Source organism: Kribbella endophytica, from assembly GCF_054781295.1.
The window spans coordinates 3,391,041-3,416,797 of record NZ_BAAGUR010000001.1; the positions used below are offsets into that span (position 1 = coordinate 3,391,041).

Annotated in this window: 23 protein-coding genes; 15 read left to right on the top strand and 8 right to left on the bottom strand. The window is 70.6% G+C overall.

Annotated features, from left to right (window positions below; genetic code table 11):
• Nucleotides 1-17: 17 nt before the first annotated feature.
• Nucleotides 18-2,207, top strand: a complete 2,190-nt coding sequence (locus ACYVIO_RS16250) for a WD40/YVTN/BNR-like repeat-containing protein (protein WP_460651595.1) — start codon at nucleotides 18-20, stop codon at nucleotides 2,205-2,207.
• Entirely contained in the window at nucleotides 2,204-4,150 is a 1,947-nt protein-coding gene (locus tag ACYVIO_RS16255; protein WP_460651596.1) for a beta-galactosidase, read from the top strand. Before ACYVIO_RS16250 ends, ACYVIO_RS16255 begins: the two co-directional genes overlap by 4 nt.
• Here the strand turns inward: ACYVIO_RS16255 and ACYVIO_RS16260 are convergent.
• Nucleotides 4,129-5,097: a LacI family DNA-binding transcriptional regulator gene (locus tag ACYVIO_RS16260; RefSeq protein WP_460651597.1), complete on the bottom strand. Its 969-nt coding sequence runs from the start codon at nucleotides 5,095-5,097 to the stop codon at nucleotides 4,129-4,131. The two genes, ACYVIO_RS16255 and ACYVIO_RS16260, sit on opposite strands and share 22 nt — an antisense overlap.
• 375 nt (nucleotides 5,098-5,472) lie before the next feature.
• Here ACYVIO_RS16260 and ACYVIO_RS16265 point away from each other — a divergent pair, with 375 nt between their 5' ends.
• Nucleotides 5,473-6,165: a glycoside hydrolase family 12 protein gene (locus ACYVIO_RS16265; protein WP_460651598.1), complete on the top strand. Its 693-nt coding sequence runs from the start codon at nucleotides 5,473-5,475 to the stop codon at nucleotides 6,163-6,165.
• 44 nt (nucleotides 6,166-6,209) lie between these two features.
• On the opposite strand, the gene ACYVIO_RS16270 is transcribed toward ACYVIO_RS16265, so the two are convergent.
• On the bottom strand, nucleotides 6,210-7,499 hold the full coding sequence (locus tag ACYVIO_RS16270) for a nicotinate phosphoribosyltransferase (RefSeq protein ID WP_460652089.1): 1,290 nt from the start codon (nucleotides 7,497-7,499) through the stop codon (nucleotides 6,210-6,212).
• Between the two features lie 118 nt (nucleotides 7,500-7,617).
• On the opposite strand from ACYVIO_RS16270, the gene clpS reads away from it, so the two are divergent.
• The 6 genes from clpS to ACYVIO_RS16300 all read left to right on the top strand — a co-directional run bounded on the left by clpS (nucleotide 7,618) and on the right by ACYVIO_RS16300 (nucleotide 11,229).
• Nucleotides 7,618-7,905 (top strand): ATP-dependent Clp protease adapter ClpS, encoded by a 288-nt coding sequence (clpS, locus tag ACYVIO_RS16275; protein ID WP_460651599.1) that lies wholly within the window; start codon nucleotides 7,618-7,620, stop codon nucleotides 7,903-7,905.
• Complete coding sequence (locus ACYVIO_RS16280) at nucleotides 7,902-8,459, top strand: DUF2017 domain-containing protein (protein WP_460651600.1); 558 nt, start codon at nucleotides 7,902-7,904, stop codon at nucleotides 8,457-8,459. The genes clpS and ACYVIO_RS16280 overlap by 4 nt, the downstream gene beginning before the upstream one ends.
• Nucleotides 8,460-8,475: 16 nt before the next feature.
• Entirely contained in the window at nucleotides 8,476-9,453 is a 978-nt protein-coding gene (locus ACYVIO_RS16285; RefSeq protein ID WP_460651601.1) for an aldo/keto reductase, read from the top strand.
• Between the two features lie 64 nt (nucleotides 9,454-9,517).
• On the top strand, nucleotides 9,518-9,976 hold the full coding sequence (locus ACYVIO_RS16290) for a M67 family metallopeptidase (RefSeq protein ID WP_460651602.1): 459 nt from the start codon (nucleotides 9,518-9,520) through the stop codon (nucleotides 9,974-9,976).
• 1 nt (nucleotide 9,977) lies between these two features.
• Nucleotides 9,978-10,256, top strand: coding sequence for a MoaD/ThiS family protein (locus tag ACYVIO_RS16295; protein WP_460651603.1), 279 nt, complete (start codon nucleotides 9,978-9,980; stop codon nucleotides 10,254-10,256).
• 25 nt (nucleotides 10,257-10,281) lie between these two features.
• On the top strand, nucleotides 10,282-11,229 hold the full coding sequence (locus ACYVIO_RS16300; protein WP_460651604.1) for a PLP-dependent cysteine synthase family protein: 948 nt from the start codon (nucleotides 10,282-10,284) through the stop codon (nucleotides 11,227-11,229).
• Between the two features lie 4 nt (nucleotides 11,230-11,233).
• On the opposite strand, the gene ACYVIO_RS16305 is transcribed toward ACYVIO_RS16300, so the two are convergent.
• Complete coding sequence (locus ACYVIO_RS16305) at nucleotides 11,234-12,151, bottom strand: Gfo/Idh/MocA family oxidoreductase (protein WP_460651605.1); 918 nt, start codon at nucleotides 12,149-12,151, stop codon at nucleotides 11,234-11,236.
• Between the two features lie 153 nt (nucleotides 12,152-12,304).
• Here ACYVIO_RS16305 and ACYVIO_RS16310 point away from each other — a divergent pair, with 153 nt between their 5' ends.
• The 5 genes from ACYVIO_RS16310 to ACYVIO_RS16330 are packed head-to-tail and all read left to right on the top strand — an operon-like array spanning nucleotide 12,305 to nucleotide 17,776.
• The gene (locus tag ACYVIO_RS16310; protein ID WP_460651606.1) at nucleotides 12,305-14,101 is read left to right on the top strand and encodes a peptide ABC transporter substrate-binding protein; all 1,797 of its coding nucleotides are present in this window, start codon (nucleotides 12,305-12,307) and stop codon (nucleotides 14,099-14,101) included.
• A 2-nt stretch (nucleotides 14,102-14,103) separates the two neighbouring features.
• Nucleotides 14,104-15,081: an ABC transporter permease gene (locus tag ACYVIO_RS16315; RefSeq protein ID WP_460651607.1), complete on the top strand. Its 978-nt coding sequence runs from the start codon at nucleotides 14,104-14,106 to the stop codon at nucleotides 15,079-15,081.
• A complete protein-coding gene (locus tag ACYVIO_RS16320) occupies nucleotides 15,059-16,012 on the top strand; it encodes an ABC transporter permease (RefSeq protein ID WP_460651608.1) in 954 nt (317 codons plus the stop codon). Before ACYVIO_RS16315 ends, ACYVIO_RS16320 begins: the two co-directional genes overlap by 23 nt.
• Entirely contained in the window at nucleotides 16,009-16,992 is a 984-nt protein-coding gene (locus ACYVIO_RS16325) for an ABC transporter ATP-binding protein (RefSeq protein WP_460651609.1), read from the top strand. The genes ACYVIO_RS16320 and ACYVIO_RS16325 overlap by 4 nt, the downstream gene beginning before the upstream one ends.
• Nucleotides 16,985-17,776, top strand: coding sequence for an ATP-binding cassette domain-containing protein (locus ACYVIO_RS16330; RefSeq protein ID WP_460651610.1), 792 nt, complete (start codon nucleotides 16,985-16,987; stop codon nucleotides 17,774-17,776). Before ACYVIO_RS16325 ends, ACYVIO_RS16330 begins: the two co-directional genes overlap by 8 nt.
• 3 nt (nucleotides 17,777-17,779) lie before the next feature.
• On the opposite strand, the gene ACYVIO_RS16335 is transcribed toward ACYVIO_RS16330, so the two are convergent.
• The 3 genes from ACYVIO_RS16335 to ACYVIO_RS16345 are packed head-to-tail and all read right to left on the bottom strand — an operon-like array spanning nucleotide 17,780 to nucleotide 21,021.
• Nucleotides 17,780-18,760 carry a Gfo/Idh/MocA family protein gene (locus ACYVIO_RS16335; RefSeq protein WP_460651611.1) on the bottom strand — a complete coding sequence of 327 codons (981 nt, stop codon included), beginning with the start codon at nucleotides 18,758-18,760 and terminating at the stop codon, nucleotides 17,780-17,782.
• Nucleotides 18,757-19,782 carry a Gfo/Idh/MocA family protein gene (locus ACYVIO_RS16340; RefSeq protein WP_460651612.1) on the bottom strand — a complete coding sequence of 342 codons (1,026 nt, stop codon included), beginning with the start codon at nucleotides 19,780-19,782 and terminating at the stop codon, nucleotides 18,757-18,759. Before ACYVIO_RS16340 ends, ACYVIO_RS16335 begins: the two co-directional genes overlap by 4 nt.
• Nucleotides 19,783-21,021 (bottom strand): DegT/DnrJ/EryC1/StrS family aminotransferase, encoded by a 1,239-nt coding sequence (locus tag ACYVIO_RS16345; protein WP_460651613.1) that lies wholly within the window; start codon nucleotides 21,019-21,021, stop codon nucleotides 19,783-19,785.
• 108 nt (nucleotides 21,022-21,129) lie between these two features.
• Between ACYVIO_RS16345 and ACYVIO_RS16350 the strand changes: the two genes are divergently transcribed.
• Nucleotides 21,130-22,380 (top strand): DegT/DnrJ/EryC1/StrS family aminotransferase, encoded by a 1,251-nt coding sequence (locus ACYVIO_RS16350; RefSeq protein ID WP_460651614.1) that lies wholly within the window; start codon nucleotides 21,130-21,132, stop codon nucleotides 22,378-22,380.
• Nucleotides 22,381-22,423: 43 nt separating this feature from the next.
• Here the strand turns inward: ACYVIO_RS16350 and ACYVIO_RS16355 are convergent, their stop codons facing one another.
• Nucleotides 22,424-24,223, bottom strand: coding sequence for a hypothetical protein (locus ACYVIO_RS16355; RefSeq protein ID WP_460651615.1), 1,800 nt, complete (start codon nucleotides 24,221-24,223; stop codon nucleotides 22,424-22,426).
• 114 nt (nucleotides 24,224-24,337) lie between these two features.
• Entirely contained in the window at nucleotides 24,338-25,657 is a 1,320-nt protein-coding gene (locus ACYVIO_RS16360) for a hypothetical protein (RefSeq protein ID WP_460651616.1), read from the bottom strand.
• Between the last annotated feature and the right edge of the window lie 100 nt (nucleotides 25,658-25,757).

Here is a 25,757-nt window from a genome sequence, read left to right on the forward strand (position 1 = left end):
CCGTCCGAAGGAGAGAGATGTCCCTTCCCCGTAGGCACTTCCTTGCCCTGGGCACCGGCGCGGCCGCGGTCGCCGCCTGGCCGCAGCCGGCCACCGCGTCCCCGGGGCACGGCGCCGGCCGGTACCGCTGGCGCAACGTCGAGATCGTCGGTGGCGGCTTCGTCACCGGCATCGTGCACCATCCCGCGCAGCGTGGTCTGGTCTACGTCCGGACCGACATCGGCGGCGCGGCCCGGCTGGACCCGCGGACGCGTCGCTGGGTCCAACTGCTGGAGTGGGTCGGCTTCGAGGACTGGAGCCTGACCGGGGTCGAGAGCCTGGCCCTCGACCCGCGCGACCCGTCGCGACTCTTCCTTGCCGTCGGCACCTACACGAACGAGTGGTCGCCGATCAGCGGCGCGATCCTGCGGTCGAAGGACCAGGGCCGCACCTTCCAGCGGACCGATCTGCCGTTCAAGCTCGGCGGGAACGAGCCCGGTCGCTCGATGGGCGAGCGGCTGGCCGTCGATCCGTGCGACGGGCGGATCCTGTACTTCGGGACCCGCAACGAAGGCCTGTGGCGCAGTACCGACCGCGGTGAGACGTGGGCGCGGGTCGAGAGCTTCCCGACCACCGGTACGGCGGGGCTGGGGCTCGGCTTCGTCTTCTTCGACCGGCGGGCCAGCCGGCCCGGCCGCGCGACGAGGACCATCTACGTCGGAACCACCGATCGCGCGAACCCCGTGTGGCGCAGCGAGGACGCCGGCCTGACCTGGTCGCCGCTCGCTAACCAACCAACCGGTTGGATGCCCCACCACGGGGAACTGGCCGCGGACGGGCAGTTGTACGTGACGTACGGAGACCTGCCGGGGCCGTACGAGATGTACGACGGCGCGGTCCACAAGCTCGACACCGCGACGGGTGTCTGGACCGACATCACCCCGCTCAGGCCGAACACCGGCGGCGAAGCGGGGTTCGGTTACGCAGGCCTGGCCGTGGACCCGCGCCGGCCGGGCACGGTGATGGTGGCCACGATGGGCCGGTGGGGTCCGGTCGACGACGTGTTCCGGTCGGTCGACGGGGGCGCGACCTGGCACTCGATCGGCGCGAAGATCGAGCTGGACACCTCGGGCGCGCCGTACCTGGACTTCCACGGCACACCGAAGCTCGGCTGGATGATCGGCGACCTCTCGATCGATCCGTTCGACTCCGGCAAGGTCCTGTACGTCACCGGCGCGACGATCTTCGGCACCGACGACGCGACGAACGCCGAGAAGGGCCGCAGCACCCGCTGGTCGGTCCGCGCACAGGGGCTGGAGGAGACGGCCGTCCTCGACCTGATCAGCCCGCCCTGGGGACCGCCGCTGATCAGCGCGCTCGGCGACATCGGCGTCTACCGGCACGACCGGCTGGACGTCGTACCGCCGGACGGCCAGGCGTCCAACCCGGTCAGCGGGTCGTCGCCGAGCCTCGACTACGCGGCCCGGGCCGAGGGGTTCGTCGTCCGGGTCGCGTACGGCGACAGCCTGCAGCGCGGCGCGTACTCGACCGACGCCGGCGCGAGCTGGCAGCCCTTCGCGGGAGAGCCGTCCGGGTCCACGCAACCCGGCAAGATCGTTGTCAGCACCGACGCGCGCACGATCCTGTGGGTGCCGGGCGACGTGCTGCCGCACTACTCGCGCGACCGGGGCGCCTCGTGGACGCCGGTGACCGGGCTGCCGCAGCAGGTCGCGGTGGTCGCGGACCGGGTCGACGCGAACCTGTTCCACGCGGTCGACGGCGCCACCGGTACGGCGTACCGCAGTCTCGACGGCGGCCGGAGCTTCTTGCCCACGGCAACGGATCTGCCGGTCGGCGGCGGTAAGCTCGAGACGGTGCTGAACCGGTCCGGGCACTGCTGGCTCGCGGCCGGCGCCGCGGGTCTCTACCGCTCGGTCGACCGCGGCCTCAGCTACCAACGGGTGACGAGCATCCAGGAGGCGCTGACGGTGGGCTTCGGCAAGGCAGCGCCCGGACGCCGGGAGATGGCGGTCTACACCTCGGGCAAGGTGGCCGGGGTGTGGGGCATCTTCCGGTCCGACGACAGCGGCGGCAGCTGGGTCAGAGTGAACGACGACCGGCACCAGTACGCCTCGACCAACGATGCGATCGCCGGCGACCCGCGGGTGTTCGGACGGGTCTACCTGTCCACCAACGGTCTCGGCATCCCCTACGGAGAACCGGTATGACGGGTCTGTACTACGGCGGCGACTACAACCCCGAGCAGTGGTCGCCACAGGTGTGGAAGGACGACGTCGCGCTGATGCTGCAGGCGGGGGTCAACCTGGCGACCGTCGGGGTCTTCGCCTGGTCCAGCCTGGAGCCTGAGCCCGGGCGATACGAGTTCGGCTGGCTCGACCAGGTGATGGACATGCTGGCCGACGGCGGCGTACAGGTCGACCTGGCCACGCCGACGGCCTCGCCACCGCCGTGGTTCAGCCTGGCGCACCCGGACGCGTTGCCGGTCCGCGCTGACGGCGTACGGCTGACGCACGGCAGTCGCGACACGTACTGCGCCTGCGCGCCGGCGTACCGGGAAGCGGCCGCGGGGATCGCGCGGGCGCTGGGTGAGCGGTACGCCGGGCATCCCGCGCTGGCGATGTGGCACGTGCACAACGAGTACGGCACGATCTGCCACTGCGATCACGCGGCTTCGTCGTACCGGCGCTGGCTGCGCGAGCGGTACGGCGACGTGGACCGGCTGAACGCGGCGTGGACGACGGCCTTCTGGAGCCAGGGGTACTCGAGCTGGGAGGAGATCCGGCCGCCGCGTGCCACGCAGTACCTGGTGAATCCGACGCAGGCGCTGGACTTCCAGCGGTTCTGGTCCGACGAACTGCTGGCCGCGTACCGGGAGCAGAAGGAGATCCTGCGGGGGTTCACGCCGGAGCTGCCGGTGACCACCAACTTCGTCTTCGGGGACTGGGTTCCGGTCGACCATGCGCGCTGGGCCGCCGAGGTCGATCTCGTTGCCATCGACCACTACCCGGGCGCTGCTGGCCGCGGTGCCGAGGAGCAGACCGCCTTCGGCGCGGACCTCGCGCGGTCGTGGGCGGGCGGCCGGTCGTGGCTGCTGATGGAGCAGGCCGCCGGATCCGTGAACGTCGGGACCCGCTTGCACACCAAGGAACCCGGGCGGATGACGCGGCACAGCCTGGCGCACGTCGCCCGCGGGTCGAAGGGCGCGCTGTTCTTCCAGTGGCGTGCATCGAGGGGTGGCGCCGAGATGTGGCACTCCGCGCTGGTGCCGCACGCGGGGGCCGACAGCCGGAGGTTCCGAGAGGTTGCTGAGCTCGGGGCCATGTTGCCGCGGCTCGTGGAGATCGACGGGAGCGCGGTGCAGGCCGACGTCGCGGTGCTGTGGGACGTGGAGTCCTGGTGGGCGATGCAGGCGACGCACCTGCCGTCGTCCGAGCTCGACTACCTCGCGGCAGTGCAGGCCGCGCACCGGCAGCTGTGGGCCGCCGGGGTCGGGGTCGACCTGCCTGGTCCTACGGCCGACCTTTCGTCGTACCGGCTGGTGGTGGTGCCGAGTCTGTACCTGGTCTCGGCTGAGGCGGCCGCCTCGATCGCCCGGTACGTCGAGGGCGGCGGGCACGTGCTGGTGACGTACTTCAGCGGGATCGTGAACGAGGACGCGCAGGTCTGGCTGGGTGGTTATCCCGGCGCCCTCACGGAGCTGCTCGGTGTGCGGGTCGAGGAGTTCCACCCGGTCGCCGAGGTGGAGCTCGCGTCGGGCGGCCGTGGCCGTGTGTGGAGCGAGGACGTGCAACTGACCGGGGCCGAGGCGATCGACCGGTACGCCGGTGGCGTGCTGGACGGGTCGCCGGCCGTCACGCGCAACGCGTACGGCGAGGGCGTCGCCTGGTACGTCTCCACGCAGCTCGACGACGGCGGGTACCGGGCGCTGCTGGAGCAGGCGATGCGGGGAGCGGGCATCGAGCTGCCTGACCTACCGGACGGCGTGGAGCTCGTACGGCGCCAGGCGGACGGGACGACCTGGACGTTCCTGCTCAACCACGGGGACGCGGAGGCCGTCGTACCGGCTGAAGGGCGGGAGCTGCTGTCGGGCGCCGACGTGAGTGGACACCTGGTCCTGCCCGCGGGCGGTCAGGCGGTGGTCCGCTCCTGAGCCTCCGGAGCGGAGCAGGTGCTCGCGCGGGCGGTCAGCCGCGCGGGCACCAGGGTGACCGCCGAGGTCCCGTTGCCTTCGAGCTTGGCGATCAGGGCCTCGACCGCGTGCTGGCCGATCTCCTCGGCGGGCAGGGTGACCGACGACAGCTGCGGGACCTGCCGCTCGGCCACGTCGTCGGCACAGATCGCCATCAGCGACATGTCCTCGGGGACCCGCCGGCCGAGCCGGCGCAGGACGTCCAGCAACGGGCCGATGATCGGCTCGTTCTGCACCACCAGGCCGGTGATCCCGGGATGTTTTTGCAGCAGCTCGCCGACGGTCTCGAGGACCGCGTCGAAGGTGGCCTCGCAGGGGGTCTCGATGCCGACGACGCCGCGCCGCTCGGCGGCGGCACGGAAGCCCGCCAGCGTCCGGTGGGCGAACCCGGTCTGCCGCGCGTAGACCGCTGACGGCGTACCGAGCAGGGCGATGCTGTGGTGCCCCAGATCGGTCAGGTGGTCGACGCACTGCTCGGCGGCCGCGAAGAAGTCCAGGTCGATGCAGGTCAGGCCGTCGGTGTCGGCCGGGATGCCGATCAGCACCGACGGCATCGGCAGCTCGCGCAGCAGCGGCACTCGCTCGTCGTGCAGCTCGACGTCCATCACCACCAGCGCGTCCACCAGGGCGCTCTGCGAGACGCGCTCGAGCCCGGAGCGGCCTTCGTCCGCGGTCAGCAGCAGGACGTCGTGGTCGTAGCGGCGCGCGGTGGTGACGACGGCGGTCGCGAACTGCATCAGCACCGGGACGTGCATGCCGGCGCGCAGCGGGATCACCAGGGCGAGCACGTTGGAGCGGTTCGAGGCGAGGGCGCGGGCGCTGGCGTTGGGCCGGTAGCCCAGTGCCTGGACGGCCTCCTGAACCCGGTCCCGCGTCTCGGACGAGATCGACCGCTTCCCGCTGAGCACGTAGGACACCGTGCTGGCCGCCACCCCGGCGTGCCGCGCGACATCGGCGATCGTGACGATGGCTGCCTCCTCGGTCGCACTACCGGTCGAAGCGCTTCGACCACTGTCGGTTCACAGCGTCGAGCGGCGCCCGGCTCCTGTCAAGACCGAAACGCCGACGGACCGGCGCCGGGTCGTGGCCATTGACCGGGGACAAAGCGGCTGTAATAGTTCTCCCACTCCGTCGTGAATGCGACGGAATTCATTCGTCGATTCGATTCGAATTCGACGGCCATCCTCCGGAAAAGACGCTTTCCTGCCTTTCGAATAGTCGTCGAAGCGCTTCGACTGTCGTTTCGAAAGGCGTCGCCCCGGAACTCGTGGGAAGGATGAACGATGAGCAGAACGTGGAAGACGCTGGTGGCGCTGGTGACCCTGCTGGCGGCCTCGGCGGTCGCGGCCCTGCCGGCCAGTGCGGCCACCTGGGAGTCCGGTGACAAGTGGGGCACCTGGTCGAACGGTGGCTACACCGTGCGCAACAACGTGTGGGGTGGTGGCGCCGGCGCCCAGTCGATCTGGGCCAACTCCTACAGCAACTGGGGAGTCTGGGCCGACCACCCGAACACGGGCGGGGTCAAGTCGTACCCGCATGCAGGCAAGGCGATCAACAAGAAGATCAGTGCCCTCGGCACCTTGTCCAGCCGGTTCGACGTGAGCCGGCCGGGCTCGGGGGCGTACGCCACGGCGTACGACATCTGGGCCGGCAACAACGCCTACGAGATCATGCTCTGGATGAACAAGCAGGGCGCGGTCGGCGCGATCGGCAGCAAGCAGACCACCGTCTCCGTCGGTGGTCACACGTGGGACGTCTACCGCGGCAGCAACGGTTCGAACGAGGTCTTCTCGTTCCTCCGGACCGGCAACACCAATGCCGGAACGGTCGACCTGAAAGCGGTGATGAACTGGATCCGCACCCGCGGCTGGATCGGTGACGCGACGATGGGCGAGGTGCAGTTCGGCTTCGAGATCACGTCGTCGAGCGGCGGCCTGAATTTCACCACCAACAGTTATTCAGTGACGTCGTCCTGAACCCCAGGTGCTGCCCCGGGCGGCCGCCCGGGGCAGCACTGCCGTCACATCGTGCTGCGGGGGGCGTACGGGTTGCGGGTGTTCAGGTCGCCGGTGTAGTCCGTCGGGATCGCGGGTTCGCCGCGGCTCAGTTGGCTGGCGCTGCGGGGGAGTTCGTCGCGGACCTTGAGGTGGTGGGCTTGCGACTCCTCGGGGGTGGTGCGGCCGACGATCTTGCCCGCTTCGACGAGGGGCTTGAGGAGGACGCGGTCGTCGCCGTCGTCGACGGGGGCCTCGCCGACGCCGATGACCTCGGCCTCGGCGACGCCCAGGCGGTTGCGGCGGCGCAGCGCGTACTTGCGGCCGCCGATCGAGATCTTGTCGGGGCTCTTCTTCGCGACCGGAACCATCGTGCCGTCGGCGTCCTCGCGGGCGACCAGCTTGTAGACGAAACCGCAGGTCGGGTAGCCGCTGCCGGTCACCAGCGACGTGCCCACGCCGTACCCGTCGACGGACGCCGGTGCGAGCGCGGCGATCTGGTACTCGTCCAGGTCGCTCGTCACGATGATCCGGGTCTTCGTCGCCCCGAGCGCGTCCAGCTGCTCGCGGACCTGACCGGCCAGCGACGGCAGGTCACCGGAGTCGAGCCGTACGGCGCCGAGCTCCGTCCCGGTCACCTCGATCGCGGTCTTGACCGCCTCGGTGAGGTCGTACGTGTCGATCAGCAGCGTCGTCCCCTTGCCGAGCGCGTCCACCTGCGAGACGAACGCGTCCCGCTCGGTGTCGTGCAGCAGCGTGAACGAGTGCGCCGCCGTACCGGCGCTCGGAATGCCGAAGCGCCGCGCGGCCTCCAGGTTCGAGGTGGTCGCGAAGCCCGCGATGTACGCCGCCAGCGCGGACGCGACCGCGGCCTCCTCGTGCGTACGCCGGGAGCCCATCTCGATGCACGGCCGGCCGCCGGCCCACCAGGTCATCCGCGACGCCGCCGACGCGACCGCGGAGTCGTGGTTCAGGATCGACAGGAACACGGTCTCCAGCAGCACGGCCTCGGCGAAGGTCGACTCGACCACCAGCACCGGCGAGCCCGGGAAGAAGATTTCGCCGTCGGCGTAGCCGGAGACGTCGCCGCTGAAGCGGTAGTCGGCCAGCCAGTCGCAGGTCGCCTCGTCCACCACTCCCTGCTCCCGCAGGAAGTCGACCGTCGCCGCGTCGAAGCGGAACCGCTCCAGCGCGTCGAGCAGGCGGTTTACGCCCGCCACCACGCCGTACCGGCGCCCGTCGGGCAGCCGGCGGGCGAACAACTCGAAGACCGACCGGCGGTGCGCCGTGCCGTCGGCGAGCGCGGCCTGCAGCATGGTGAGCTCGTAGTGGTCGGTGAGCAGGGCGGTCGTAGGCTCCACGAAGCTGGTCCCGGTGCTAGTCACAGGGGCAGCCTATTGCGACCCGAGAACCTGTAGTGGAGAGAATGGCCCAGTGACCACCGCACCGAGCGAGCTCGCCAGCCCCGAAGTCGACGAGGCGATCGAGTTGAGCCCACCGTGGGTGACGATCGTCTGGAACGACCCGGTGAACCTGATGGACTACGTCACGTTCGTCTTCCAGACCTACTTCGGCTACTCCAAGCAGAAGTCGGAGAAGCTGATGATGCAGGTCCACGAGGAGGGCAAGTCGGCCGTGTCGAACGGCAACCGCGAGGCGATGGAACGCGACGTCGAAGCCATGCACACCTACGGCCTGTGGGCCACCTGTGAGAAGTCGTGACCCGGTTCCGCAAACGCCGCAAGACCGTCGTCGTCAGCTTCGCCGAGCACGAGGCGGACATCCTGTCCAACCTCCTGCGCAACCTGGTCGAGCTCCTGTACGACGGGATGCCGCCGCGCGCCACCGCGGCCGGTGACGACCCGCTGGCCGCGCTGCTCGACTCGGACGGCCCGACCGCGCCGCCCGAGGACGTCGTACTGCAGCGCCTGCTGCCGAACGCGTACTCCGGGGACGACATGGCCGCGTCCGAGTTCCGCCGGTTCACCGAGCGCGGCCTGCGCGACGGCAAGGCGAACGACGCCAAGCGCGTGCTGACCGCGCTGGAGGACGAGTCCGCCGAGGACGGCATCGCGCTCGAGCCCGACGACCAGCTCGCCTGGCTGCGCGCGCTCAACGACCTCCGCCTGGCGATCGGCACCCGCCTGGACATCAAGGAGGACGACGACTACGCCGTCTGGGAGAAGCTCCCCGACGACGACCCGCGTCGCCTCACCTACGACCTGTACGACTGGCTCGGCTACCTGCAGTCCGCCCTGCTCCACAACATGCGCTGACCGTAGAGTCGGCCGCATGGAGAAGCGGACGCTGGGTCGTACGGGTCGGGATGTCGGCGTGGTCGGGCTGGGGGCCTGGCAGCTCGGGGCCGACTGGGGTGAGGTCGGGGAGGACGCGGCGCTCGGCGTACTGCGGGCTGCTGTGGACGGTGGCGTCACCTTCATCGACACCGCAGACGTGTACGGCGACGGTCGGAGCGAGCGGCTGGTCGGCCGGGTGCTCAAGGAGTACGACGGCCTGACGGTCGCCAGCAAGATGGGTCGCCGGGTCGAGCAGAAGCCCGAGAACTACACGCTGGACAACTTCCGCGCCTGGAACGACCGGTCGCGGGAGAACCTGGACGTCGAGACGATCGACCTGGTCCAGCTGCACTGCCCGCCGACCTCGGTCTACTCCACCGACGCGGTGTTCGACGCGCTCGACGAGCTGGTCGCCGAGAAGCGGATCGCGGCGTACGGCGTGAGCGTGGAGACCTGCGCCGAGGCGCTGACCGCGATCGCCCGGCCGAACGTCGCCTCGGTGCAGATCATCTTGAACGCGTTCCGCCTGAAGCCGCTCGACGAAGTGCTGCCGGCCGCGCAGGAGGCCGGCGTCGGAATCATCGCCCGCGTCCCGCTCGCCAGCGGGCTGCTGTCCGGCAAGTACGACGAGAACACGACCTTCGGCGCCGACGACCACCGCAACTACAACCGCCAGGGCGAGGCCTTCGACGTCGGCGAGACCTTCTCCGGGGTCGAGTTCACGACGGGCCTCGAAGCCGTCCAGCGCCTCCGCCCGGAGGTCCCGGCCGGCGCCACGATGGCCCAGTTCGCGCTCCGCTGGATCATCGACCAGCCCGGTGTGTCGGTCGTCATCCCCGGCGCCCGCAACCCCGAGCAGGTCGCCGGCAACATCGGCGCGGCCGCCCTCGCCCCGCTCACGGCGGAGCAGCTCGCGACCGTCCAGTCGACGTACGACGAGCTCGTCCGCCCGCAGGTCCACGGCCGCTGGTAGTCCACATACTGGACCGGAAGCCGGGTTGGTCGGGACCCCTGGTCGCGCTCCGTATCGTGGAACCGTGCTCACCATCGACCAGGCGACCTACGACGCGATCGTCGCGCACGCGCGCAAGGACCACCCGGACGAGGCGTGCGGCGTGGTCGCGGGACCGGCCGGGTCGGACCGGCCGGAGCGGTTCGTGCCGATGCTGAACGCGGCCATGTCGCCGACGTTCTACGAGTTCGACTCGGGCGACCTGTTCAGGCTCTACAAGGAGATGGACGAGCGCGACGAGGAGCCGGTGGTGATCTACCACTCGCACACCGCGACCCAGGCGTACCCGTCGCGGACCGACATCAACCTGGCCCAGGAGCCGGGGGCGCACTACGTGCTGGTGTCGACCCGCGACGGTGCCGACGCGCCGTCGTACGACGGGCCGGTGGAGTTCCGCTCGTACCGGATCATCGACGGCGCGGTCACCGAAGAAGAAGTGCAGATCGTGGCGAACCACGCCAGCAGCAACCGAGGAGACAACTGAGATGGCGATCGAGCTTCGCGTCCCGACCATTCTGCGGACCTACACCGGGGGCGAGAAGGCGGTGAACGGCGACGGCAGCACGCTGGCCGAGTTCATCGACAACGTGAACGGCAACCACCCGGGCCTCAAGGAGCGGATCGTCGAGGGCGAGCCCGAGGAGCTGCGGCGGTTCGTCAACGTGTACGTGAACGACGAGGACGTGCGCTTCACCGGCGGCCTGACCACCGGCGTCAAGGACGGCGACGTCGTCGTCGTACTGCCGGCCGTCGCCGGCGGCTGACCCAACCCTCTCCCCAGGAGCGTTCATGCGTTTCGACAGCCTGCTCGACTCCGTCGGCGGTACGCCGCTGGTCGGGCTCCCGAAGCTCTCGCCGTCGGCCGACGTCCGGCTGTGGGCCAAGCTCGAGGACCACAACCCGACCGGCTCGATCAAGGACCGGGCCGCGCTGCGGATGCTGCTGGACGCCGAGAAGGACGGCCGCCTGCGGCCGGGCAACACGATCCTCGAGCCGACGTCGGGCAACACCGGCATCTCGCTGGCGATGGCCGCGAAGCTGCGCGGCTACCGGATGGTCTGCGTGATGCCGGAGAACACCTCGGAGGAACGCCGGCAGATCCTGCGGATGTGGGGCGTCGAGATCATCTCCTCACCCGCGGCCGGCGGCTCCAACGAGGCGGTCCGGGTCGCCAAGCAGGTCGCCGCGGACCACCCGGACTGGGTGATGCTCTACCAGTACGGCAACCCGTCGAACGCGCTCGCGCACTACGACGGCACGGCCCGGGAGATCTTCGAGGACCTGCCGTCGGTGACGCACTTTGTCGCCGGGCTCGGCACCACCGGCACGCTGATGGGCGCCGGCCGGTTCTTCCGTGAGCACAAGCCCGAGGTGAAGATCGTCGCCGCCGAGCCGCGCTACGGCGAGCTCGTCTACGGTCTGCGCAACCTCGACGAGGGCTTCGTCCCCGAGCTGTACGACGCGACGCTGATCGACGGCCGCTTCTCGGTCGGACCGCGCGACGCCGTACGGCGGGTGCGCGAGCTGCTCGACAACGAGGGCATCTTCGCGGGCATCTCGACCGGCGCGATCCTGCACGCCGCGCTCGGCCAGGCGGCCAAGTGCGTGCAGGACGGTGAGTCGGCCGACATCGCGTTCGTGGTCGCCGACGGCGGCTGGAAGTACCTGTCGACCGGCGCCTACGAAGGCACCATCGACGAGGCCGAGGACCGCCTCGAGGGCCAGCTCTGGGCCTGACCCGTCAGCTGAGCCCGAGCGCCTTGCGGCGGGTGATCCGGTACGACGCGGCGAAGTCCTTGCCGTCGAAGGCGACGTCGTCGATCCGTGAGTCGCCGTGGAGCGCGATCCAGCTCCCGCCGTGCTTGGCGGAAGCCAGTCCGGCGATCACCGCGAGCTCCGGCTCGACCAGTTCGGCGAAGCTGACCGGCTGGTCGCGCTCGCCGCTCAGATGGCCGACGGTCACGTCGATGAACCTGCCGTAGAGGTCGCTCCCACCGGCCTCGACGTGGTGCACGCCTTCGGGGTGCACGAGCGTCGCGAAGAACCCGTACCCGCCGGTCCCCGGCGGCGCCACGGCGACCACCGCGGTGCGTCCGTCGCGCCAGCGCAGTTCGACCCGCCGGCCCTCGTCGTCGAGTGAGCGGGCCGCCTCCACGCCGGGGCCGAGCAGGCCGGACAGCAGCGCGTAGGCGTGGATCCCGTAGTCGAGCGGATGGCCGTACGTCGCGGCGTACGCGGTCAGTACCTCGTGACCGGTCGCCTGCCAGTCGGCCACGGCGGCCGACCAGCGCAACGCCGAGCCGCCGCTCAGCCGCACGCCGGAGTCGGCCCAGCGGATCATCTCGCGGAGGTCGGCGGCGCGGCCCGCGAACGGCTTGCAGATGTGGATCGGCACTCCGGCCTCGGCGAACGGCCGCGCCCGGACCAGGTGGTGGTCCCAGTCGACGCTGTGGATGAACGCGGCGTCGACCGTGCCGAGCAGGTCGTCGGGGTCCGCGACGACCGAGAGGCCGTGCTCCGCGGCGTACGCGCGGGTGTAGTCGTCGTCGACCACCGTCCGGCCGCCGTACACGGCGACCACCTCGTGGCCGCGCTGTCGCAGGAGCGGCAGGAAGGCTGCCGGGTGGGAGGTGTCCAGATCGACGACGCCGATACGCATGGCCAGCGACTGTATTACGGACAGGGGAGTTGCCACAACAGTGCGCCCAGAAGTTGGCAAGCTGTTCCCGGAAGTCGTTGACAGCGCGCTCTCAGCGTCCTACGGTCACGACCATAAGTCGAGTTCTGGACGTCAGAAAGGCGGGCACCGCGGATGAGTAAGCGTGTGACTACGACCTCGGTGCCACCGGTGGGCCCTAGCCGCAGGAACTTTCTGCGGCTGTCGGGACTGACCGCCCTGGCGCTGGGCGGAAGCTCTACCCTCACCGGCTGCGGGCTGTTCGGCAGCGACGGGAACGAGGCGGTGGCCGGTCAGCAGCAGCTGACGATCGACTACGTCCCGGTCGAGGTGCTCGACCCCCAGCTGATCACCAACGGCATGTGGATCCTGAGCCGGGGCATCTCGGAGGGCCTGGTCGTCCAGAACGACAAGGGCGACGACGTGACGCCGGGGGTCGCCACCGAGTGGAAGCTGTCCGACGACCGGCTGACCTACACCTTCACGCTGCGCGACAACGCCAAGTGGTCGAACGGCGACCCGGTGGTGGCGTCGGACTTCGAGCGCACGTACAAGCGGCTCTTCACCCCGGCCGCGTCGTCGGCCGGCGGTACGACGCTCGGCGCCAACAGCTACCAGACGACGACCGGCATCAAGGGCGGCGAGCAGTTCCTGTCCGGGGTCCTGACGGACTGGGCGCAGGTCGGGGTCAAGGCGACCGGCGATCACGAGCTCGTGCTGACGCTGGCCAACCCGAACCCCGACTTCCTGCTCGCGCTGACCCACCCGGCGCTGCTGCCGCTGCCGATGAACCTGATCGAGAGCAAGCCCAAGGACTGGCAGAACCCGCCGAACTACGTCTCCAACGGACCGTTCACGGTGACCGAGTGGGTGCCGAACTCCCGGCTGATCCTGGTGCCCAACGAGAACTACTGGGACCGGGACAAGGTCAAGCTCAGCCGCATCCAGGTCAACCTCGTCGAGCCGAGCGCGGCCGCGACGGCCACCGTGTCGTACGAGAACGGCGAGACCGACCTCACCCAGGTCAGCGGCGCCGACGTGCTGCGCTTCCAGAAGGACGCGGGTCTGTCGAAGGAGCTGCAGCAGACGGCGAACTACAGCATCCTGTACCTGGCCAAGCTGCGCAGCCAGCACAAGGCCCTGGACGACGTCCGGGTCCGTAAAGCGCTCTCGCTGGCCCTGGACCGCAAGACCCTGGCCGGCGTCTCGCCCGGCCAGGAGCCCGGCGTCTCGCTCGTCACCAGCCGGACCGCGGGCTGGGACGAAAGCATCGCCGTCAAGGAGAACGTCACCGAGGCCAAGGCGCTGCTGGCCGCGGCCGGCTACCCCAACGGGCAGGGGCTGCCGCCGGTCCGCATCCTGATCGGCGTCACGGACACCACGCTCGCCGACGCCATCATCGACGTCTGGACCAAGCAGCTGGGCATCAAGGCGAGCCTCGACCACGTCGAGTCCGGCGTGTACGTCGAACGCCGGTGGGCGGTCCAGAAGGGCGACTACATCGGCTACTACTACGGCACGTTCGCCGGGCTCCCGACCTGGCCCACGATGGTGGGCTCGCTCTGGTCGCCCAAGAACGTCCAGGAGATCAGCCTGCCGAGCGACCAGTGGGAGAAGTACCAGGGGGTCCAGCAGAACAAGGATCTCAAGCCCGCGGAGCGGTCCGCGCAGCTGCAGACGATCCTGGACGGCCAGTCCTCGCCGGCCGCGAAACAGATGGCCACGCTGGTGACCCAGGCCGCCGGTGAGCCGGACGACAAGAAGCGGATCGACCTCTACAAACAGGCGGCCAAGCTGCGCGAGGAGGAGTACCTCTACCTCCCGGTGCTCTGGCAGAGCCTGTACCACGCGGTGAAGCCCAAGGTCGAAGGCCTGAAGCTGCGCGCGTACCCGGACTACTTCTACTTCAAGTCGATGGGTGTAAGGAGCTGAGCGTGGGACTCGCCGCGTACCTCGGCAAACGGATAGTCCGGCTGGTCCTGTCGCTGGTCGCGGTCTCGGTGCTCACCTTCACCCTGCTGCAGCTTGCCCCGGGCAACTTCGCGGACCTGCAACGGGTGAACAGCGGAGCGACCAACTTCGGTGGCGTCGGGACCGAGTCGGTGGTCGGTGAGCTGGCCTCCAGGTACGGCGACGACGTGCCGATGTGGAAGCAGTACCTGATCTTCATGAAGGGTGCGCTGCAGTGGGACTTCGGTCCGTCGTACAAGTACGCCAGCCGTGACGTGCAGGACATCATCGCCGAGGCGTTCCCGGTCTCGGCCACGCTGGCGCTGATCGCGGTGGTGCTGGCGTTGCTGATCGCGGTGCCGATCGGGGTGTTCGCGGCGCTGCGGCACAACTCCAAGACCGACCACGGCACGATGTTCCTGGTCACCCTGGGCCACGCGCTCCCGAGCTACCTCACCGCGGCGTTCCTGATCCTGCTGTTCTCCGCGACGCTGAAGTGGCTCCCGTCGGGAGGCTGGAGCGGCCCGGCCAACCTGGTGCTCCCGGTCCTGGCGCTGAGTCTCGGGCCGGCGGCCGTGCTGGCGCGGTACGTCCGGTCGAGCATGCTCGAGACCTTGCGGGAGGAGTACGTCACGGCGGCGCTGGCCAAGGGCGGTCCGCCGCGCACCGTGATCGTGCGGCACGTGCTGCGCAACTCCCTGATCCCGCTGGTCACCGTCGTCGGACCGTTGCTCGCGGCCCTGATGACCGGCACGGTCTTCGTCGAGGCGCTGCTCCGGATCCCCGGGCTCGGCCTGTACTTCGCCAACGCGGCGGCCAGCCGGGACATGCCGTTGCTGATGGGCACCGCCCTGTTCTTCGCGCTCATCCTGATGGTCACGAACCTGGTGGTCGATCTGGTGTACGGCGTACTCGATCCGCGCATTCGCAGCGAAGGAGGTGGGTCCCATCACGGACATTGACGGCGGCAAGGCCGCAGAAGTTGCCCTCGGCACCGAGATCGAGCAGCCGGTCGTGGCGACCGCCGGGGCCCAGGCGACCCGCGCCCGTGGGCCGTGGGCCCGGGCATGGGGCAGGTTCCGGCAGCACCGGTTGGCGTTCGGCAGCCTGATCTTCGCCGTACTGCTGGTCGTCGTGGCGCTGGCGGCGCCGCTGATCGCGCCGTACGGGTACGGCGAGACCGATGTCGCGAACAAGCTCGCCGGCCCCGGCTTCGACGGGCACCTGCTGGGTACGGACCTGCTGGGCCGCGACATCCTCAGCCGGCTCATCTACGGTCTGCGCACCGCGCTGACCGTTGCCTTCGGCGCCGAACTGACCGCGCTCGTGCTGGCGCTGATCATCGGCCTGGCCGCGGGATACCTCGGCGGCCGGGTCGAGTCGGTGCTGATGGCGGGCACCGACGTGATGTACGCGTTCCCCAGCTACCTGTTCGCCGTCGTGATGGTGACCGTGCTCGGCCGCAGCATCTTCGCGCTGGTGATCGCGATCGGCATCGCGTCGTGGGTCACCCAGGCCCGCCTGGTCCGCGCGCAGGTGATGACGCTCAAACAGCGCGAGTACGTCGAGGCGGCCCGGTCCATGGGCGCCAACGGCGTCACGATCGCCGTCCGCTACATCCTGCCCAACGCGATCGGCCCGATCCTCGTCACCACGAGCTTCGCGATCCCGGCCGCGATCGCCGCCGAGGCCGGCCTCGCGCTGCTCGGGCTCGGCGTCCAGCCTCCGACCCCGTCCTGGGGAGCGATGATCAGCGAGGGCAGCCGGTACCTGCTGGCGGCACCGCACATGCTGGTGGCGCCCGCCGTACTGTTCGCGCTCACCCTGCTCTCCTTCACCTGGATCGGCGACGGCCTGCGCGACGCGTTCGACTCGAGTGGGGAGCAGCGATGACCGGGCCGGACGACGTACTGCTCGCCGTACGGAATCTGCGGACGGCGTTCCAGCGCAACGACGGGGAGCCGTTGACGGCCGTCGACGGAGTGACCTTCGACGTGCGTGCCGGTCAGGCGCTGGCGATCGTGGGGGAGAGCGGCAGCGGCAAGAGCATCACCGTCCGCAGCGTCCTCCGCGTGCTCCCGAAGACCGCGCGCGTGACCAGCGGCGAAGCGCACTTCGGTGGACGCGACCTGCTGACGCTCAGCGAGAAGGAGATGCGCCGCATCCGCGGCCGCGAGATCGGCATGGTCTTCCAGAGCGCGATGGAGGCGATGAACCCGACGCTGACGCTCGAACGTCAGCTGACCGAGCATCTGCTCTGGCACGGTTTGTGCACCAAGGCGGAGGCGCGGAAGCGGGCGGTGCAGGCCCTCGGCGACGTCGGCATTCCCGAGCCCGAGAAGCGCATCCGCACCTACCCGTTCCAGCTGTCCGGCGGGATGCGGCAGCGGGCGATGATCGCGATGGCGATGGTGACCAGGCCCGCGCTGCTGATCGCCGACGAGCCGACCACCGCGGTCGACGTCACCGTGCAGCGGCAGATCCTGGAGCTGCTGGCCGGCCTGAAGGCGTCCGGGACCGGCATCATCATGATCACCCACGACCTCGGGGTCGCGCGCTCGTTCTGCGACGACGCCGTCGTGATGTACGCCGGTCGCGTGGTCGAGCGGGCGCCGACCCGTGAGCTGCTCGACGAGCCGCGCCATCCCTACACCGTCGGGCTGATCGGGTCGAGCGTCGAGGTCGGTGGGCGCGGCCTGCCGCTCGCCCCGATCCCGGGCAGCCCGCCGGACCTCAGCCGCCGGCCCGAGGGGTGTTCGTTCCATCCGCGGTGCTCGCGGGCCGAAGCACCCAGATGCCACACCGAGCAGAAGATCCTCAGCATCGGTGCCGGCCGCGAGGCCGCCTGCTGGAAGGTGACCGCCGATGCCTGAACAGGAATCGAGTCCGCTGGTCCGTGCCGAGTCGGTCACGAAGGTCTTCTCGACCCGGGCGGGGGACGTCCGCGCCGTCGACGACGTCAGCCTCGACATCCGCCGGGGCGAGACCCTCGGGCTCGTCGGGGAGAGCGGCAGCGGCAAGTCGACGATGGCGCGGATCGTGATGGGCCTCCAGCCGTGCACCAGCGGACGGGTGCTGTTCGACGGCCGCGACCTGGCGGCGCTCCCGGCGCGTGAGCTGCGGGAGGTGCGCCCCCGGCTGCAGATGGTCTTCCAGAACCCGTACGGCTCCCTGCTCCCGCACTTCACCGCGATCGCCAACGTGACCGAACCGCTGCGGCTGCACGGCCGCGACGACAAGGCCGTACGGCGTACGAAGGGCCTGGAGCTGCTCGAGCTGGTCGGGATCAACCCGCGGCACGCGGACCTGTACCCGCGGCAGTTCTCCGGTGGCCAGCAGCAACGGATCGCGATCGCCCGGGCGCTGGCCCTGGAGCCCGACCTGCTGGTGTGCGACGAGCCGACGTCGTCGCTCGACGTCTCGATCCAGGCGCAGATCCTGGAGCTGTTCATGGATCTGCGCGCGAAGCTCGGGCTCACCTGCCTGTTCATCTCCCACAACCTCGCGGTGGTCGAGCGGCTGGCGGATCGGGTGGCGGTGATGCACCACGGCCGCGTCGTCGAGGAGAGCGGGACCGAGGAGTTGTTCAGCAGTCCGCAGGAGGAGTACACGAAGCAGCTCCTCGCCGCCGTACTTCCGGTACGGCGTGACGTCTGAGGTCTACCAGGACTGCGGCACCCCGCCGGAGTCGGCACTGAGTTGAGCCAGCAGCGCGATCCGCGTCGCTGCCAGGCTCTCCGCGGTGCCGACCTCCGGGCGGCGGCCCTCGACCAGCGCGGTCAGGAACTCCTCTGCCGGGCGGACGGGACGACCCAGCGCAGGGCTCCAGACGTCGCGATCGTGGGTCACCACGTCGAGCGTCCCTCGTGCCCAGTCGAGCTCGGCCGTGCCCGCCGTACCGGTCAAGCGCATCCGGTAGTGGCCGTGGTACGCCGAGGCCGCCGGCCACATCCAGTGCGCCTCGATCGTCGCGGTCACAGCGTCGGCTCCGAGCAGTACGGCGCCGTGGTCGGAGAAGCCCGGACGGTCCGGCAGCGAGAGGTTTCCGGCCCGCCCGGCCACGGTTCCGGCGCTCGCACCCGACAGAGCCAGGACGAGGTCGATGTCGTGGACGGCCAGGTCACCGAGGATTCCGCCGTACCGGGACCGGTCGAAGAACCAGTCCGGCCGGGAGGCCTGGTTGAGCTTGTGCGGACCGGTCGACGCGACCAGGGCCAGGTCTCCGAGGATGCCGTCGGCAACCAATTGCCGGGCCGCGACGGTCACGGGGTAGCCGCGCTTCTCGAACATGACCGACACCGTGCGGTCGGCCGTCCGGGCCGCCTCGGCGATCCGGTCGAGGTCGGCGAGCGTCGTGCACAGCGGCTTGTCGGCCAGGACGTGCGCGCCTCGGTGCAGGGCTGCCACGACGACGTCCGCCCGAGCGCCGTACTCGCCGCAGACTGCGACCACATCGACGTCGGGCAGCTCCTCGTGCGACGCGTACACCGGTACGCCGAGACCGCCGGCGTACCGCGCGGCCGCGGCCGGGTCCGGCTCGCTGACTCCGACGAGCTCGACCTCCGGCTGGTGGGTGAGCTCGGACAGGACGTAGTCGACGTGGGGATGTGCGGTCCCCGCGACGGCGAGGCGGATCATCATGGCTCCGGAAGGGTGACGGCGTGCCCGGTCCGGCACGCCTCGTAGATGCCGCACAGCAGCTGCACGGTGCGCAGTCCGTCGTGGCCGGTGACGGCGGGATCGTGGCCGTCCCGCCAGGCGCCGAGGATGTCGCGCCACTGGTCGAGGTGACCGGCGTCGCCGATCGCGGCCGGATCGGACGAGCCGGCCGCGACGGCCGAGGCGTGCTCGGGTCGTCGTACGCCGTCGAACTCCCAGCGGGTGATCTCGGTGTGCGTGATCTCGAGTACGCCGGTCGTGGTGAAGATCGTGAGCCGCGCGGGATCTCCGGGGCGGGTGGCCGTCGACGTCACCGCCGTACCGAGCGCGCCGGACGCGAACCGCAGGGTGGCGACGGTGGTGTCCTCGGCGTCCATGCCGGAGCCGAGCGTCGCGTACTGCCCGGTGACCGTGCTGACCGGGCCGAGGAACCACTGCAGGAGGTCGAGGTTGTGCAGGCCCTGGTTCATCAGCGACCCGCCACCGTCCGCGAGGGACCTCCGCCAGTCCGCGTGCGCGTAGTACGCCTCGTCGCGGTACCAGTGCACGAACGTCTCACCGAGGAGCGGGCGGCCGAGCGCGCCGGCGTCCAGGAGCTGCTTGACGGCGACGTTCTGCGGCTCGAGCCGGCGCTGGGCGATGACGGCGACCATCAGTCCCCGATGCTCGCCCAGCCGGACGATCTCCTCGGCCGTCGCGGCGTCGACCGCGAGCGGCTTCTCCACGACGACGGCCTTGCCGGCTCGCAGCGCGGTGAGCGCCTGCGAGCCGTGCGCGCCACTCGGACTCGTGATGGCGACGAGGTCCACGTCCGGATGGACTAGCACCTCGTCCGCCGGCAGGTGCGCGGCGGCATCCAGACCGAGCTCGGTCAGCAGAGCCGGGCTACCGCCGCTGACGGCGACGACGTCGGCCTGGTCGGACAACTGGGTCAGCACCCGGGCATGGGTGCGGCCGATGCTGCCGAGCCCGACGATGCCGACGCGGGGCCGCGCGGATCCCACCTACTCGTCTCCGACCAGGTCGTCCGCGGCGGCCACGACCTTGGCGATGGCGGCCGCGACGGCTCGCGTCCGCTGCTCACTGCCGAGCAGCGTTCGCTGGTTCAGCCAGATGGTGTCCTGCGAGACGAGGTCCGCGTTGGGGCAGTCCGCCACCGGGTACGGCTGTCCCAGCCGGCCGGCGATGTCCTTGCTCTCGGCAACCAAGGCGGCGTTGCGGTGCAGCGGCACGTACCCGCTGGAGACCTCCGCGAGCCCTTCGGCAGCGAGCGCGCGCAAGGCGGCGTCGCGGCGGCCGGGGGCGGCCAGAGCGGGGATCCGCAGCAGGAACAGGTGCAGGCCGTGCGCGGTGATCGCAGGGTCGTCCGGGGCGAGCAGTACTCCGTCCACGTCACCGAGCAAGGTCGTCAGCAGCGCCGCGTTGCGCTGCCGGATCTCTTGCTGCTCAGGGAAACGGGCGAGTTGAGCCCGCAGTACGGCGCCCTGGAACTCGGTGAGGCGCAGGTTGAGCCCGACCGAGTCGTGCTGGTACCAGCCACCGCCGCGGACCCGGCCGACGTTGACGGTGGAGTAGACCGTGGCGGCGAGCGTCTCGTCGTCGGTGAGGATCACGCCCCCTTCGCCGGCCGTCATGTTCTTGCTGGTCTGGAAGCTGAACGTCCCGAGGTCACCGATCGCGCCGACCGGCCGGCCCTGGTACGCCGCTCCGATGGCCTGCGCGGCGTCCTCGACGATCGTCAGGCCGTACCGCGCGCCGAGCGCGACGAACGCGTCCATCGCGGCGGGCCGGCCGGCCAGGTGGACAGGGACGATCGCCTTGGTCCGCTCGGTGACGGCGGCCTCGGCGGCCTCGGGGTCGAGCAGGTGCGTGCGCGGGTCGACGTCGGCGAAGACCGGCACCGCCCCCATGAACAGGGCGGCGGAGGCCGTCGCGATGAACGTGTACGGCGGCACGATGACCTCGTCACCGACCCCGACTCCCGCGGCGCGCAGCGCGGCGGAGATGGCCAGCGTCCCGTTCGACAGGCAGGTGCCGTGCGCGGCCTGCTGGAAGTCGGCGAACTCGCGCTCGAAGGTGGCGACGACGTCGCCGTGGGTGCTGCCCCAGTTCCGCGAGGTCAGGACGTCGAGCAGTCCCTTCTCCTCGGCGTCGTCGTACGTCGGCCAGTCCGGGGCCGGGTCGCCGGCCGGCAGGGCCGCCGGGCCACCGTTGATCGCCAGGGCAAAGAAGTCCGCGGGCATGTTCGGCACCTCTGATCTATTTCGGTCAACCGGATCTTGGATTACGTTACTGTAGAAAATTCCATCGGTCGAGAGTGCCGACGGTGCCAACTGCTTGGAGGTCTCCTCGTGCCGCAACCATCCACGCCGCTTGCACTGCTCGGCGGTCCGCCGGTGCGGACCCTGCCGTTCCCGAGCGTCAGCAGCTCCGCCGGCCGCACCCTCGGCGACGAGGAGGTGGCCGCCGTCACCCGCGTGATCCGCAGCGGGCAGCTCAACAGCACCGTCGGCACCGAGACGGCCGACCTGGAGCGCGAGTTCGCGGCGTACTACGCAGTGCCGCACGCCGTGGCGTCGTCCTCCGGTACGGCGGCGCTGCACCTGGCGGTCGCGGCCGTCGACCCCGACCCGGGCGACGAGATCATCACCACCGGCCTGTCCGACGCGGGCACCGTGCTGCCGATCCTCGCGCAGAACGCGGTCCCGGTCTTCGCCGACGTCGACCCGCTGACCGGCAACCTCGACCCGGCCGCGGTCCGGGCCCTGATCACCGAGCGGACCAAGGCGATCATCGTCGTCCACCTCTTCGGCATCCCGGCGCCGGTCGCCGAGCTGCGCGAGATCGCGGACGCCCACGGCCTGCTGCTGATCGAGGACTGCGCCCAGGCCTACCTGACGCGCTGTCCGCCGGACGGCGCGCTGGCCGGCACCGTCGGGCACCTGGGCTGCTTCAGCCTGCAGCAGTCCAAGCACATCACCGCCGGCGACGGCGGCCTCACGATCACCGCCGATCCCGCGCTGGCCCGCCGGGCCCGGCTGTTCGCGGACAAGGCCTGGCCGCGGGACACCGACGAGCGCACGCACCTCTTCCTGGGGCTCAACTACCGGATGACCGAGCTGCAGGCGGCCGTCGCGCGGGCCCAGCTCGGCAAGCTGGCCGGCGTCGTCGAGGATCGCCGCAAGAGCGCGGAGAACCTGACCGCGGCCATCGAGCCCTTGGCCGGGCTGACCGCGGCGCCAGCTGCTGGTACGGCGTACTGGCAGTTCCCGGTCTACGTCGACGAGACAGTTGCTGGCAGCAACGGTCATCGGTACGGCGAGGCGCTGCGGGCGGAGGGGATTCCGGCCAACGGCGGGTACATCCAGCGGCCGCTGTACCTGACGCCGCTGTTCACGGAGAAGCGGACGTACGGCGCATCGGGCTACCCGTTGACCCTGCCGACCGCCCCGCAGTACGCCGAGGGCCTGTGCCCGCGGACGGAGGAGCTGATCATCGGTGGCCGGCTGCTGGTGATCTCCTGGAATGAGGCCTACACCGCCGACGACGTGGCGGACATCGCGGCGGCGGTGCGGAAGGTGCACGCGGCCTTCACCAGCTGAGGATCGCGCCGAGCTCAGGACGGGGCTGAGCTCGGCGCTGGTCTCAGTGGGACAGCGACACGGTCCAGTTGTTGTCGCCGGCCACGAGATCCACCTCGAGCTCGACGAAGCAACGGCCGTGCCGGGTGACCACGCGCGCGGCCCCCTTGCCGTCCCGGACCACCGGCTCCGCCTCGGCGTCGAGACCCGGCAGGGACAGCAGCACCGACGCGCTCGCGATCGCGTCCTCCGCCTGCGCCCGGACGACCCAGCCGTCCGGCCCGGCCTGCGTGGACAGCGTGACGCCGCGGCGGCCCCGCTCCCAGGTGTTGATCTGGCGGGCCGTCCACCAGGGCATGCCGCGTCGCCGGGCCTCTTCGGCCACCGCGACGCACGCCGCGCGCGTCAACGGACGGAGGTGCAGGTGCGGCCCGTGGAACAGGAAGTGGGCGACGCCGTGCACCGCCTCGGCGCCGTCGAGGATCACGTCGCGAATCGACGCGTGCCCGGCCCAGGCGAGGTCCTGGGTGTGCAGCGGGAGGTTGAGGACGTCGTAGTACCGGTTGCCCTCGGTCGCGTCGGCGATCGGGAACGACACGTGCGCGGTGCCGAACAGGAAGCCGACGCTGCCCTGCTTGCTGGCCCCGCGCGACTCGTCGATCTGCAGGCCGAGCCGCTCGCACCAGGTGTAGAACTCGGTCCAGCCCTCCCAGCGGGTGTAGTGGTTCTTGTTCGACACGATGTCCTCGGTGCCGGTCACGGCCTGCGCCCAGGCGTACTGCGCGCGGATCTGCGGCCAGCCCCACGTGGCGAGATCGGCGTCGCCCATCGCGTTGTAGTGCAACGCGTTCTCGTGCCCGGCGGCGGTGATGGCCGCGCGGATCTCCGGTGCGTAGCCGCCGGGGAACACGTGGCACCAGGTGACCTGGACGTCGGCTGCGGCGAATGCGTCGAGGGCTGCCTGGCCGTGCTCGTCGACGTTGCCGTCGGAGTCGTGTGACATGTGGGCGATGGCGGCGACCCCCGCGGGCCAGTAGCCGAGCCACGGTACGACGGCGCCGGCGTGTTCGGCGGCCGACCACACGGTCTGCAGGACGACCGAGCGCCACAGGTCCGCGTGCGGCTGGTCGAACATCGGTACGGCGGACGGCGGGGGATAGATGTGCTCGAACCGCCCGGCCAGCTCGGGCTCACCCGGTGGCATCGCGCGGTCGCGCTCGAAGCTGAGCGTCATCCCGTCCTCGGCCTTGAGGATGCCGTCGTCGATCGGCGCGGTGCCGTCGGCCGCGGGAGCGCCGTCGGCCTCGACGGCGTAGCCCTGCTGGATGCGGACGATGCTCTGCCAAACGTCGACGCCGAGCGTCACCGCCAGGCCTTCACCGGCCTTGCGCAGTACGGCGGCCGGTTGGTCGTCGTCAGCCCACCGGGCGATGACCTCCACGTCCTCGCCCGGCGTCAGCCGGACACCGCCGACGGCATGCAGCGCGACGTCCGGGCGTGAAGACCACACAGGGTTGTCGAGGATGGTCACCTGCCCGTCGTCAACGGTGTCACCGGCCGTGACCCCGGCGAGGGCCGAGAGCGGACCCGGGTCGCCCACCACGACGAACGTCCCGCCGGCGCGCACCCAGCGCTCGAAGCCGGCGCTCGCGGCCGGGTCGAGCGTCGGCGGTCCGGCGAAGACCAGGACGGCGACGTCGTCGGCCGGCGCGGCTGCCTCGTCGGGCGTCAGCGACCGGAACGGCACCCGGGCGTGGCCGAGGACCTCGGTGACGTAGAGCCACCAGGCGTCCGCGCCCGCCTCCTGGATGCGCTGTGTCGCGACATCGTCGATCACGACGGCTACGGCATGACGTGCGGGCACGGGACCTCCTGCGATGGACGGCGTCCAGTCACCCTGCCTCACGGAGCGGGAATATGGCAAGCACTAAATCGCAGTTAGGGGCTGGCCACAATCGTCACCTCGCCGCGGAATCGGTCAGCGCGGGAGCTTCTCGACCAGCAGCTGGTACGGCCGCGGCGGCCGGCCGACCTTGCTCGAGTGCGACGGCGGCATCGGCCAGGCGAGCCCTTCGTCCACCAGCGTGTGCAGCGACCGCCGGGCGGTCCGCAGCGTCACCCCGAGCAGCTCGGCGACCTTCTCGGCGTCGACGACGCGTTCGCTGTCGCCGAGCTCGTCCAGCCGCTCGGCGAGCCGGACGAGCACCTGGGCGCCCTTGGAGTCCGGTGTCGCCGCCGACAGTTCGGGTGCGTGGGAACGATCGCCCGGGAGCTGCAGCACCGTGTCCCGCGGTCCGACGATGAACGCGGTCCGACCGCCGTCCGAGGCGGCCTTGTCGACCGCGGACTGGGCGTTCACCTCGGCCTCGCGGGTCGAGCGCCCGAGTCCGATGCCGATCTCCAGCAGGATGCCGAGCTCCTCGTGGATCCGGCCGAGGAAGGGCGCCATCGAGAGGTTGTTCGTGGCCAGGCGCAACGACCCCATGGTCATCACGATCAGGAAGCTGTGGTCGTCACGAGGGACCACGGCCGCGTCCATCGGCCGGGCGTCGCGCAGCAGCTCCCGGTGCAGCGAGAGCTTGAGCTCCTGGTACCAGTAGTTGCTGGGGCTCGCGTGGGCCGGCAGTGCCGAGCCCGGGACCTGGATGATCATCGTGACGATCCGCGACTCCTCGAGCTTGGCGCCACTGCCCATCAGGATCGCGGTGGTCAGCGCGTCGCGGATCGTCGTCGCCGACGGGGCCATCCGCAGACAGGGGATGTCCGCCTTGCGCAGCGCGGCCTCGACGCTCGGGACCGTGGTCACGACGCCGCTGGTCTTGCCCCGCTCGTACAGCTTGCGGTGGAAGTCGAAGAACCGATCCGCCGAGGCCGGGCCGGCGTACTCCGACAGGCGGACACCGGTGACCTTGACGCCGATCTCCTCGTAGGCGTGCTGGAGGTCGCGCTGCGAGATGGTGTCGATGCTGATCCGCGCCGGGTCGAAGACGTTCTCCAGCACCCCGCGCAGCAGCGTCGAGAAGAGTGCGGGCCCGCCGGACGGAACGTACGTCGCCGGAACGGGCAGCTGCCCGCCGGCCAGGGCCATGTCGTACGGGAGCGCACCGGCGAACAGGCAGACGTCGACCCGGGACGCGATCCGGCTCGCCTGGGCGTACGCGTCGTGCTCGTCGTCGTACACCGCGGTCACGAGCCGCAGCGACGGGTTGTCGAGCTCGCGGGCCAGTGCCATCGTCCGGTGGACGATCTGCTCGGCGCCGATCACGCCGACCGTGACCTCCTCGTGGGCTGAAGGCATGATCAGGGATTTCGGCTGGCCGCTAGGGAGAGAATCACGCACCTATATTAGCGCCCGCGCCCGTCGAGACGCTCTCTACCGCGCGGCCGCGCGTCCCGAT

Bases quoted from the DNA above. Each gene is read 5' to 3' on its own strand.
- ACYVIO_RS16250 (WP_460651595.1), top strand. From the start codon at position 18: ATGTCCCTTCCCCGTAGGCACTTCCTTGCCCTGGGCACCGGCGCGGCC.
- ACYVIO_RS16255 (WP_460651596.1), top strand. From the start codon at position 2,204: ATGACGGGTCTGTACTACGGCGGCGACTACAACCCCGAGCAGTGGTCG.
- ACYVIO_RS16265 (WP_460651598.1), top strand. From the start codon at position 5,473: ATGAGCAGAACGTGGAAGACGCTGGTGGCGCTGGTGACCCTGCTGGCG.
- ACYVIO_RS16270 (WP_460652089.1), bottom strand. From the start codon at position 7,499: ATGCTGCAGGCCGCGCTCGCCGACGGCACGGCGCACCGCCGGTCGGTC.
- ACYVIO_RS16285 (WP_460651601.1), top strand. From the start codon at position 8,476: ATGGAGAAGCGGACGCTGGGTCGTACGGGTCGGGATGTCGGCGTGGTC.
- ACYVIO_RS16295 (WP_460651603.1), top strand. From the start codon at position 9,978: ATGGCGATCGAGCTTCGCGTCCCGACCATTCTGCGGACCTACACCGGG.
- ACYVIO_RS16300 (WP_460651604.1), top strand. From the start codon at position 10,282: ATGCGTTTCGACAGCCTGCTCGACTCCGTCGGCGGTACGCCGCTGGTC.
- ACYVIO_RS16305 (WP_460651605.1), bottom strand. From the start codon at position 12,151: ATGCGTATCGGCGTCGTCGATCTGGACACCTCCCACCCGGCAGCCTTC.
- ACYVIO_RS16310 (WP_460651606.1), top strand. From the start codon at position 12,305: ATGAGTAAGCGTGTGACTACGACCTCGGTGCCACCGGTGGGCCCTAGC.
- ACYVIO_RS16325 (WP_460651609.1), top strand. From the start codon at position 16,009: ATGACCGGGCCGGACGACGTACTGCTCGCCGTACGGAATCTGCGGACG.
- ACYVIO_RS16330 (WP_460651610.1), top strand. From the start codon at position 16,985: ATGCCTGAACAGGAATCGAGTCCGCTGGTCCGTGCCGAGTCGGTCACG.
- ACYVIO_RS16335 (WP_460651611.1), bottom strand. From the start codon at position 18,760: ATGATGATCCGCCTCGCCGTCGCGGGGACCGCACATCCCCACGTCGAC.
- ACYVIO_RS16345 (WP_460651613.1), bottom strand. From the start codon at position 21,021: ATGCCCGCGGACTTCTTTGCCCTGGCGATCAACGGTGGCCCGGCGGCC.
- ACYVIO_RS16360 (WP_460651616.1), bottom strand. From the start codon at position 25,657: ATGCCTTCAGCCCACGAGGAGGTCACGGTCGGCGTGATCGGCGCCGAG.